11 protein-coding genes and 2 tRNA genes are annotated in these 10,258 nt (G+C 39.6%); 8 read left to right on the plus strand and 5 right to left on the minus strand.

From position 1 onward, the window contains the following. The first annotated feature begins 19 nt into the window (after positions 1 to 19). Together CLHUN_RS20130 and CLHUN_RS20135 are read left to right on the plus strand one after the other, a co-directional pair. Positions 20 to 232 (plus strand): hypothetical protein, encoded by a 213-nt coding sequence (locus CLHUN_RS20130; RefSeq protein ID WP_080066489.1) that lies wholly within the window; start codon positions 20 to 22, stop codon positions 230 to 232. Beyond that, positions 229 to 822 (plus strand): DUF3795 domain-containing protein, encoded by a 594-nt coding sequence (locus CLHUN_RS20135; protein WP_080066490.1) that lies wholly within the window; start codon positions 229 to 231, stop codon positions 820 to 822. The genes CLHUN_RS20130 and CLHUN_RS20135 overlap by 4 nt, the downstream gene beginning before the upstream one ends. A 233-nt stretch (positions 823 to 1,055) precedes the next feature. Here the strand turns inward: CLHUN_RS20135 and CLHUN_RS20140 are convergent, their stop codons facing one another. The 3 genes from CLHUN_RS20140 to CLHUN_RS20150 all read right to left on the minus strand — a co-directional run bounded on the left by CLHUN_RS20140 (position 1,056) and on the right by CLHUN_RS20150 (position 3,439). Then, entirely contained in the window at positions 1,056 to 1,973 is a 918-nt protein-coding gene (locus tag CLHUN_RS20140) for a GNAT family N-acetyltransferase (RefSeq protein ID WP_080066491.1), read from the minus strand. Between the two features lie 205 nt (positions 1,974 to 2,178). Further along, the gene (locus CLHUN_RS20145) at positions 2,179 to 2,445 is read right to left on the minus strand and encodes a CD3324 family protein (RefSeq protein WP_080066492.1); all 267 of its coding nucleotides are present in this window, start codon (positions 2,443 to 2,445) and stop codon (positions 2,179 to 2,181) included. 700 nt (positions 2,446 to 3,145) lie between these two features. Further along, a complete protein-coding gene (locus CLHUN_RS20150; protein WP_080066493.1) occupies positions 3,146 to 3,439 on the minus strand; it encodes a hypothetical protein in 294 nt (97 codons plus the stop codon). Positions 3,440 to 4,347: 908 nt separating this feature from the next. On the opposite strand from CLHUN_RS20150, the gene CLHUN_RS22210 reads away from it, so the two are divergent. After that, a complete protein-coding gene (locus tag CLHUN_RS22210; protein WP_165755808.1) occupies positions 4,348 to 4,488 on the plus strand; it encodes a hypothetical protein in 141 nt (46 codons plus the stop codon). 297 nt (positions 4,489 to 4,785) lie between these two features. Here CLHUN_RS22210 and CLHUN_RS20160 read toward each other — a convergent pair. Beyond that, positions 4,786 to 4,876: transfer RNA gene (locus CLHUN_RS20160), tRNA-Ser, on the minus strand. Between the two features lie 241 nt (positions 4,877 to 5,117). Next, complete coding sequence (locus tag CLHUN_RS20165; RefSeq protein ID WP_080066495.1) at positions 5,118 to 6,455, minus strand: HD domain-containing phosphohydrolase; 1,338 nt, start codon at positions 6,453 to 6,455, stop codon at positions 5,118 to 5,120. 284 nt (positions 6,456 to 6,739) lie between these two features. Between CLHUN_RS20165 and CLHUN_RS20170 the strand changes: the two genes are divergently transcribed. From CLHUN_RS20170 to CLHUN_RS20190, 5 genes are all read left to right on the plus strand, one after another. Then, positions 6,740 to 7,693 (plus strand): putative ABC transporter permease, encoded by a 954-nt coding sequence (locus CLHUN_RS20170; RefSeq protein WP_080066496.1) that lies wholly within the window; start codon positions 6,740 to 6,742, stop codon positions 7,691 to 7,693. A gap of 150 nt (positions 7,694 to 7,843) precedes the next feature. After that, the gene (locus CLHUN_RS20175; RefSeq protein WP_080066497.1) at positions 7,844 to 8,227 is read left to right on the plus strand and encodes a GntR family transcriptional regulator; all 384 of its coding nucleotides are present in this window, start codon (positions 7,844 to 7,846) and stop codon (positions 8,225 to 8,227) included. Beyond that, complete coding sequence (locus CLHUN_RS20180; RefSeq protein ID WP_080066498.1) at positions 8,220 to 9,071, plus strand: ABC transporter ATP-binding protein; 852 nt, start codon at positions 8,220 to 8,222, stop codon at positions 9,069 to 9,071. The genes CLHUN_RS20175 and CLHUN_RS20180 overlap by 8 nt, the downstream gene beginning before the upstream one ends. Position 9,072: 1 nt before the next feature. After that, complete coding sequence (locus CLHUN_RS20185; protein ID WP_080066499.1) at positions 9,073 to 9,729, plus strand: ABC-2 transporter permease; 657 nt, start codon at positions 9,073 to 9,075, stop codon at positions 9,727 to 9,729. Between the two features lie 316 nt (positions 9,730 to 10,045). Next, a tRNA-Ser gene (locus tag CLHUN_RS20190) sits at positions 10,046 to 10,134 on the plus strand. The last annotated feature ends 124 nt before the right edge of the window (positions 10,135 to 10,258 follow it).

Here is a 10,258-nt window from a genome sequence, read left to right on the forward strand (position 1 = left end):
CGAAAAGGCGAAAGGATATATGTACAGCCGGTATAACAAAAAGGATATAGTTTTCGGAAGGGATGTATTTGACAGCTCGAGAAATTACCTTGTGGGAATTAAGCCTGACAGCCAGGGCAGTGAATTTGCCGGAGCAATTGAGAAGAATGAACCTGCAGCATTAAGTCAGTGCTTCCGGCAGTATCTCTGGTTTATTAATAAACAGGTATTTGCAAGGGAGGTATACCGGTGAAGAATTTTAACAGGAAATACACTCTGTTTTCACTATGTGGTTTAAATTGTGGACTTTGTGTGATGCATCTGGATAATTACTGTCCTGGGTGCGGAGGAGGAGAGGGAAACCAGGGCTGTGCAATAGCACGCTGCAGCCGGCAGCACGGGCAGCCTGAGTTCTGCCATCTGTGTGGGGAGTACCCGTGTAAAAAATATGAAGGAATAGATGCTTTCGATTCCTTTGTTACTCACCGAAACCAGTTAAAGGACATGGATAAGGTAAGGAAAATGGGGATAGATGCTTACCTGGCCGAACTTTCCGAGAAAAAGGAAATATTGAAATCTTTACTTGCAAACTACAATGACGGCAGGAGGAAAAGCTTCTTTTGCATAGCCGTGAACCTTCTGGAATTGCAGGATATAAAAACCGTTATGGAGCAGATTGCCACAGAAACGGCGGAAGGGACAATATCAGGAACTACATCAGGAACTACATCAGAGAGGACAACCCTTGCGCTCAAGGAAAAAGCTGCACATGCCGTGAGCCTGTTTCAAGCCATGGCGGATAAGCGGAGTCTGGTACTCAAACTCAATAAAAAGCCGGGCTAAATCACCACAATGCAGGACTACCCTTGTTGGAAGACGTATATGAATTCATTTGTGAATTCCATTATACAGGAAACCGCTGATTTTATGACACTGGGGTATAATCCGGCTATTTGATTATACCTCGTATTCTCGTATTATGATATCTATAATAACCGTCCGGATATACAAGCTTTATTCAGCTTTAGTAAACAACAGTGAAAGTAGGAGGATGCTTGGAACGTAAATTTATTCTGCTATTCTCCGGTCCTGCACTCATAGGAGAATCTGGTATACTCTTTTACGTGTCCCAGCTTTCCATACAGGTGGATGGACTTATCATATGAGCCGCTGATAAAAGCTGTTAAAATATTGTGTTCGTATAACTTTCTCATGCAGGCTTTAAGCACCGTCCCGGCATACCCCCTGTTATAAAAATCAGAATGGGTGCAAACCCTTTCAATTTCAGCGGTGTTGTTCTCATAATCTATAAAGGCTTCGCAGCCTGAGATATGCCTGCCTTCCTTATTGACCAGCACAAAGTCGAAATTGGCGTTATAAATAGGGCTCCTCCGGGTGTATTCCTTGATCTGCAAATCTATTTCATCGCTGTAGGTCTTTGGCCAGGCATTTCTTCTGAGAATTGCCTGCTCTGAGTAATCTTTGTTTTCGGCCATGCTCAGGAAGGATATTGACAAGTCTTCAATCATAAAATTCTTATAAAGGCTTGTATCAAATACCCGTGTCAGTTCTATATTTTCATTCCTTTTGTAGCCATTGCTTTCAAGAATTTTAATATATCCTGTCTGCGTTTCTATTGCCTGGGTAACCAGACCTTTGTGCTTGCAGCCCCATTCTTTTCTCACCCAGCCAAGCAGCTCCGGATATAGAAAAGAATATGCATTCTTCAGCAGAATAGAGAACTCATTATTGAATTCTTCAGAAATTACAAAGCCTATGGGATTATTAAAGTAATCAAACCATAGCTGTGCACCACGGCAATAGTTATCCGGGAAGTGCCTGCTGAAATTTGAAAGGTTGTATTTCCAGTCCACAATGCGCCCGATATGCCAGATAAAATGTTCCTTTCTCAATTTGTTATCCTCAAGGATAAAGCTGCACATATTGTCAAAATCCTTACTTTCATAAATAAAATTACGATGATAGGTTTTCATGCCGTACCTCCACTGACTGTTAGGTTATTGCTTATTACATATTGCCTGTGGCTGTTGAATGAGCCTGCTGCGCCTTTAGTGGCAGGAGCACCACATATTGATAATTATAGGTGAAATAGCTTACGGATAATATATTGAGAATATCTATTAATTATTCTGTGCACAAAAGACCCGTCCGGCTTTTCAGCCGGACGGGTCTTTACAATTACTTAGACGAGTAGACAATTTTTTTGATACTGTCAAAGGAAAGACAGAACTTTTCACAAAGCTGGTCGATGGAACAGCCCTTACTGTAGCTATCGCGGATAGCATCGTTCCGTTGCTTCAAATGCAGCTTGCTTCCCGAGCATTCACCCCATTTTTTGCGTGTGCCTTTGGGGTTGGGGATATAGATCAATTCCCCGTGTATATATTTCTGTATTTCCTTCAGCAAAGCTTCAGGAAGAACAACATCTGCCTTTATATATTTCATTCCAACTCCACTCCTTAAAATATTTTTAATCTTAAGGCAGCAAAGTCTGCGCTATGAACGCTTTCCGTCAAGTTGTCGGAATGAAAGCCGGCGATTGCCAAAAAGCTCCATGCAATTAATCGCCAGGGTTCATATTGTAGACTTTGCATGGAGCTTTTCGTTCAAGAAATCAAGAATGCGTATCATAATATCCCTCCTTTCCAATAAGGCCTGTGCCGGATATACCCTGCCTGGGTGATCAATTTAGGATAACCCAGGATAACTGCAAGGCAAGAGCAGGATAACCGGCACAACAAAAAAAGCTGCTATTGGCATGAACACCAATACAGCTTTACTGTCCCTTGGAATAATAAACCATACACAAAAAAGTCATGTACAGCGAATTATCTGAAAACAGGCAGTATACTGTAAAAGACGTCCCTTAACCAATTCATTACAAATCAAAGTAAAAACAAAACAGACCTATTTTAATTCTTAATAAAACAGGCTTCTTCTGAACCTTTGATTGTGACAGCGTGATTAATTAAAGGTAATCATCATTTTACAGAGCACTCCTTAATACTATATATTTACATGATAGCGATATTTGGAATATCAGTCAAGCAGCAGGTAAGAGGGGAGAGATACGGAGCTTAAACAGGGAAGTTTTTGAAATGCAGTATCAATATCATAACAATTTCAGGATAAGAAGATTATTGGACTAATAGTCCATAATGCTTTTAGACCCATCAATATTATTTATATTTTCTTGAATCTCGCCAATAAGTTCTTCGTATACCCGCATTTTGACATCTGCTGAAATTCTCCGCAATAGTTCAATTTTTTGTTCCTTTGATAATTTAAACTTTTTTAATATTGTAATCCACCATACAGGGTCTCTATAATCGCATACGTCAAACTCTATTCTGCATTTTGAATCGCTGTATATCATAGTTCCACAAGTACCATATTTATTATCCTTTGATGTCTCTATAATATAATTTTTTATATTCAATTTGACCACCATTCCAGTTAATATTTTATTTTCAAATATGTTTTAAATTTTAAATGTGGCTATTTTAGCCTTCCAAACACCTCGACAGGTAAAAGCATAATTATTCAGGCCTTGCAGGAGGTGTTTATTTATGTGTTTCTTTCCAGGCACTTATACAATATTGGCTGGAAAAACTCAAAAAGTGCTGGAAGATTTGCTGGATAAACTTACCTTAAAGAGTAAAGTTTATCCATTTTTCTGAAACTCCAAAAATAGTTTCACAGATTTTGAGGTGGTCAGAATTATGCCAATAACTATGTACACTATACCCATTAGCAATATTATTATGCTAAAGCTTGTGATAAATGTGATGAGCGAAAATAAACCGCCTATAAAAAGTAATACAATCATAAGCCATTTTGCCCATTTATGTCCCTTGTAGAGGAAGAACAAAATCAGACCTTCCAGCAAAAGCCGGAATATTCCCTGCATGATTTTATAAGTGGCATCACTCATCATACCGCTTACAGCATATATTGATGAAGTGATAGCGATAGTAAATATATCAATTAACAGTATTAAAATAATAATGCTGGTAACTAATTTTTTTCCCTTCTCAATAGATTCCAGTATATGTACCATCCTTAAATTATTTTTACAATTCTCTTAAATTTTGGTCCCGTTCTGACAGAATATATTATATATAATAATCCAATCATTTACAAATAATATTAGTAAGTTATATATTTCTGTACGATTATAATTTCAGATTTGGGATACTCCAAGCAATACTGACCTTTCCTGAATGGATAAATTATCACTTATCTTATTTAGCCACATATCAATGTTATTGAATGAATTTAGGAATAAATACTGCAGTATATTTTGGTATTTACTACCATGATTATTTTGTTGTAGGGAGTTAATAAATGAGTCAACGAAAATACATGATTGAAAATGCGGTTGCTATGCGCGCAGGTTTTAGAAGTATGCTACAGCAACAAGACTTTGAAAATGATGATATAATTAATTCTTTGAAAGAAATCCCATGCCATATATATGATTTGTAGGCGTCCCCGATTCTCCTTCGATCATAAGAGTATTGTCATCACGCCTAGTAGTCAAAGGTAGTATTTTTATTGATAAAGGAGATTATAGGGAAGAACACAGCTACGAAACACCTAACAAGCCTGAATTGTGTATACATAGTTGTTCATTTAAAAAGCCATATACCGAAATTGATTTTTACAATAAAGAAGGCCTGTGTGTATCAGGAGGCAGAGCAATTCGTATTTTTACGTTTGCTACCACAGAACCCCAACAAATGTTTAAAGGCTCTCAGAATTAAATCCTGAAAGCCTTGATTTTGGCGGAGAGAGAGAGATTCGAACTCTCGGTAGGGGTTAGCCTACACACGATTTCCAGTCGTGCGCCTTAGACCAGCTCAGCCATCTCTCCATATAAAATATTCGGTTCTTTTTAAGCCGCTTTTATATTTTACATTACACCATAGTACTTGTCAACAACAAACTGCCGATAAAAGCCCCAAGGAAGAACATTCCTCATAAAACAGCTATTGACAGTGTAAAATCGGCGGAAACAATCTACAATAGAATTGTGAAATACCCTTAACAATAACTTGGCCGGCCTTTTGGCCGGCTTTTTTTCACTTTCCTGCTCCACAGAAAAAATATATATATCAGCCTGTCACCTTAAAATTCATAATATTACTGATTTTAGTATGCCTGCAAGGCTTCAGTTTGGAATTCAAAAAGCCGTATTCACTGTTTAACACCTCATGGCAGCTCACAAAAATGTTTTCCTGAGAGATCTTGCGGACTTCATTGATTTCCTCAAGATTTTTGTACAGGCAAGCCTTTACATCCGGGTCCAGGCCTCTGGTGTTCATGATTATATCCGTTGCAGCCTCCACCGACAAGGCTTTACGATAAGGTCTCTCCTCGGTCAGAGCCGTAAACATATCACTTACTGCCAGTATACGGGAGCCCAGGGTGAGCTTGTCCGCTCCCAGCCCGAAGGGATAGCCCGTGCCGTCCAGCTTTTCATGGTGAAAGGCCGCCCAGTCCCTCACCTTGTCAAGTCCCGGCATTGAATTGATAATTCTGTATGTATGATAGGTGTGACTTTTTATAACATTGTACTCATGCCTGTTAAGCGGCCCCGGCTTTTCAAGGATATTCTCCGAAATGGACAGCTTGCCCAGGTCGTGCATAAGTCCTGCACAGTGCATAAGCTCGCAGTCCTCCCCGCTGAAACCCAGCTTTGCAGCCAGGCTGCTGGCACTGGTAGCCACCCCGATAGAATGTGTGGCTGTAAATTTGCTTCGGAAGTCAATAATCCTGTGGGCTACATTTGCAAATTCAAACAGGCTCTGGTTGTTAAGTGTAACTACATATGATGACAATTCATTTCTTATGAGCTCATCAATATAGGGTGTCACTATATCAAACCAGAAATAGGGCTTTGGGGCAAGCACCTTAAAAGCCTCTACCGCCTCCGGCATGAATACTGTCCCATTGCGGTTCTCAATCTGGCATACTATAAATTTTCTCTGGTTTAAAATCTCCATGTTTCTGTTAATAAGAATGTCGATTCTGTCGGCAAGATGCAGTATATGGCTTGCCCTGGGTATTTTATATGCATCCAGATAACCCTCAGCCTCTTCCTCCCAAAACACGTGATGGAACTTTATTATTTCGGCGGCTGCCTTCAGCTCCTGGGAATCGCTTAGTATAAACCAGCCCTTGTAGCCGTGGGAATGCCTTTGCAGGGCGGAATTTCCATAGTCAAATTCGAATAATGAACTTCTTTCAGAAAGATTAACCGCGCCGCAGTCATGCAGAAGCCCAGCCAATACTATATCCTTCAGTTCAAGCTCTGAATAATTCATTTCCTTTGCAATGCTGTATGCTATATACGCAACTCTTTTGTGGTGGTTGGTCAAGCTGGGGTCGATTAAATCAACTGCACCGGAGAGTGATAAAACCATATTTATGATTGGTATTTGAAACTCCATATTATCACCTTTTACTGTTTTAAAATTATGACAGGAATAATTTATATAAACCTGTCTAGTGATATTTTACTATAAACCGGAAGTATTTGAAATGAGACTATGGGGAAAAAATCTTTAAATAAGGCTGGAATCTATGGGAATTTTGCGTGTTTGAGCGATATATTGTAAAACAATGTAGAAAAATAGGGCATAAATAGAAAATAGTTTCAGTTAATGCGACATATGGAACGTAGGGCCAGGGTATTGTATAATTAATTAAATGAATCTTACAGGGGGAGTCCATTTTGCAGAATGCAGAAGTAATAATTGTTTATTTTACCATTTACAGTGTTATTGGATGGGTATGTGAAGTCATTTACTGTTCATTGCTGGCAAAAAGGATTGTAAACAGAGGTTTTTTGGCCGGTCCTGTCTGTCCTGTCTATGGATTTGGGGCCCTTTTCATTATCTGGATACTGGAACCGGTTGCATTCAGCATTCCCATCATATTTATAAGCAGCATTGTAATTACAAGCACAGTTGAATATGTGACAGGCTGGCTGCTTGAAACCTTTTTCGGGACAAGGTGGTGGGATTACAGTCAAAACAGGTTTAATCTTGAAGGCCGGGTATGCCTTAAGAATTCCATATACTTCGGTATCATGAGCGTCCTGCTGATCAAGGTGGCGCATCCGTTCACGGAATATATGGTTTCAAGCCTGCCTGCCGGATATTTAAAAATTATGGTATTGCTGCTGCTGGCGGCATTTATAGTTGACAGCATCTTTACCTTGAATACACTGGTAAATCTTAATGAGCGGCTCAGAAGGCTGTATGAGTTTACAGAAGAACTCCGCAGGAATGCGGATATCGGAGAGTGGTTCAACGAAAGGGAATTTCTCAAAAGCTTTGAAAAGCTGAAGGTAATCATAGAAGAGGGCAAAGCCGGACTGAACCAAAAGATAGAAGAAGGCAAAACCGGCTTGAGCCAAAAGATAGAAGAAGGCAAAGCTGGCCTGAGCCAAAAGATAGAAGAAGGCAAAGCCGGTTTGAACCAGAAAATAGAAGAAAGTAAAATTGATATAAATAAGAAGCTCAGGGAGAAGTTTGAAGCCCTCACTTCCAAAAAGGGCAGCGGACAAAGACTGATCCGCGCTTTTCCTCATATGCGGAGCATAAGGTATAACGTGCAGCTTAGCCATTTGAAAGAAGTCCTTAAGGATATAAAAAGAGATCTGAAGCAAAAAGTAATGAAGTAATTAGGATAGTAATCAATAATTAATAAGTAATCCTGTTCAGTTCTAACTGCCGAACAGGATTTTTTTAGTTTATTGACAATAGATATTTATTATGTATATACTGTATATGTAACATGTATAACAGTATATACATTGAACTGGAGGAATTAAGTGAAAATAATTATTTCCAATACATCGGGGATACCCATTTATGAGCAGATAAAGGAGCAGATAAAAAGTGCCATTCTTTCAGGGGAAGTTGAAGAAAATGAACTGCTGCCTTCTCTGAGGCAGCTTGCCAGAGATTTGAAAATCAGTGTCCTGACCACGACCAGGGCATATACCGAGCTGGAGCAGGAGGGCTTTGTCACCAATGTTCAGGGTAAGGGCTGCTACGTTATGGGAAGAGGCTCGGAGCTCATCCGGGAACAATTGCTCAGAGAAGTTGAAGATAATCTGACTGCGGCAATAAAAGCTGCCGGAAGAGCAGGAATATCTGAAGAAGAACTTGTAAAAATGCTCGGCATACTTATGGAGGAGGATGAAAATGAGTAATGCTATTGAAATTCAGGGATTAAAAAAGGAATATGACAAATTTACGCTTGAGGATATAAGCTTTTCTCTGCCCCAGGGATATATCATGGGGCTGATAGGGCCAAACGGATCGGGAAAGACCACTACAATAAAGCTGATGCTGAACATGCTGAAAAAAAACGCCGGAAGTATAAAAATATTAGGTATGGACAGTATTAACGACCAGAATAAGATAAAAGAAAATATGGGAGCTGTTTTTGACGCCAATTACTTTGTTCAGGACTGGACTGTCAGGCAGGTGGAAAAATCCGTGGGAATTTTTTATAAATCCTGGGACAGCAGAAAATTCAGGGAGATGTCTGAAAAATTCAGCCTTAATCTGAATAAAAAAATCAAAGAGCTTTCAAGAGGCATGCAGATGAAATTAATGCTTGCCTGTGCTTTCTCCCACGATGCAAGGCTTCTTATACTGGATGAACCCACAAGCGGTCTGGACCCGGTTGCAAGGGATGAACTGCTGGAAATCCTGTCGGAATTCATACAGGACGGTACGAGAAGTGTGCTCTTTTCCACTCATATAACCTCAGACCTGGACAAAATTGCCGATTACCTGACCTTCATCAACAATGGAAGTCTGTTTTATACAGGTCCCAAGGATGATTTTACAGATGGCTTCAGGATGGTTAAAGGGGGCAAGGATGAACTCAGCCACAGGCTGGAAGAGAAGCTTCTCGGTATCAGAAGATATTCCACCGGCTTCGAAGGACTTATCAGGAGTACAGATATCAGGGAATTCAGCCACCTGAGCTGCGAGCCTGTTTCAATCGATGACATTATAGTTTTCACAAGCAAAGGAGGCAATTGAAATGAATAATGTTTTAAAAATGCTGAGACTGGATATTTCATTGATAAAGCCCTATTCAAAATCGCTGCTGGTGGTTTTCATAGCTCCCCTCATCATAATATACAGCACCCAGGATATTGTTTCGGGGTTTATATTCTGCATGAGTATTATGGCAATGACCTCCAATTATACATTTTCAATAGCTGAGAAAAACGATTTGAACAGACTATACGGCTTGCTGCCTGTCAGCAAGAAGGACATAGTTGCGGGCAGGTATCTGTTCTCAGCCCTTGCCGGGCTGATTGCGGTCATATTCGGAAGCGTCATGGACATAACATTCTTCTTTCTGGCAAAAAGATCTTTTGAAATGGAGGAGGTAATTGTATCCGTCAGTGCGGGACTGACCATGTACATGTTATTCACAGCAGTCCAGTTGCCTGCCTTTTTTAAATTCGGAGCCATCAAGGGGAGGTTCATATCCTTTATACCCTTTCTGGGGATTTTTCTGGTGGGAATAATGGCCAAGGGCCTTAAACCTGAGACAATGGAGAAGCTTTCAAGTATAGCAGTTTTAAATAATACAACCGCATTATTTGTAAGCTCCATACTTTTGGACATTGTACTTTACGGCATCTCAATGGGAATTGCACAGAGAATTTACGATAGAATGGAATTTTAAAAATAAAATGGCTGCCGGAAAAAGGCAGCCATTTTATTTGTCATTAAAGGAGATGATCTATGAAAACTGCAACAATTAATCATTGCAGATAAAAAGGGAGTCGGCTAAAATATTTTTTCTTTACTCTGCCTCACCGAAAATTAATTATGTTCCATAGGTAATATAATAACTCCTGATATTGAAGGTAATGTGATATGAAAGTGAAGAAGCTGTGTAGAATACTGGAAAAATAAAAAACTTGAAACAAGGGTTGTTTACGTGTAGAATATATATGCTGAAGTTAATCATTAATTTTTTACATTAACTCAGACTGCATGGAGAAGTATCGAAGTGGTCATAACGGTGCTGACTCGAAATCAGTTTGACGGAAACGTCACGTGGGTTCGAATCCCACCTTCTCCGCCACAATTTGTCTGAAAAGTCCGATTTTGTCGGGCTTTTCGGCGTTTTAAGAATGAAAAACGGTACGAAATTGATGTGAAAAACCAATTTCGGTACCGTTTTTGTTTTTATACAGGAATATTTTATG

This window comes from Ruminiclostridium hungatei (assembly GCF_002051585.1).
GTDB classification, from domain to species: Bacteria; Bacillota; Clostridia; order Acetivibrionales; family DSM-1351; genus Ruminiclostridium; species Ruminiclostridium hungatei.

What these genes read in the sequence shown, in the direction of transcription:
- CLHUN_RS22210 (WP_165755808.1), top strand. Translation starts at nt 4,348, where the DNA reads ATGAGTCAACGAAAATACATGATTGAAAATGCGGTTGCTATGCGCGCA.
- CLHUN_RS20140 (WP_080066491.1), bottom strand. Translation starts at nt 1,973, where the DNA reads ATGAAAACCTATCATCGTAATTTTATTTATGAAAGTAAGGATTTTGAC.
- CLHUN_RS20145 (WP_080066492.1), bottom strand. Translation starts at nt 2,445, where the DNA reads ATGAAATATATAAAGGCAGATGTTGTTCTTCCTGAAGCTTTGCTGAAG.
- CLHUN_RS20185 (WP_080066499.1), top strand. Translation starts at nt 9,073, where the DNA reads ATGAATAATGTTTTAAAAATGCTGAGACTGGATATTTCATTGATAAAG.
- CLHUN_RS20130 (WP_080066489.1), top strand. Translation starts at nt 20, where the DNA reads ATGTACAGCCGGTATAACAAAAAGGATATAGTTTTCGGAAGGGATGTA.
- CLHUN_RS20180 (WP_080066498.1), top strand. Translation starts at nt 8,220, where the DNA reads ATGAGTAATGCTATTGAAATTCAGGGATTAAAAAAGGAATATGACAAA.
- CLHUN_RS20165 (WP_080066495.1), bottom strand. Translation starts at nt 6,455, where the DNA reads ATGGAGTTTCAAATACCAATCATAAATATGGTTTTATCACTCTCCGGT.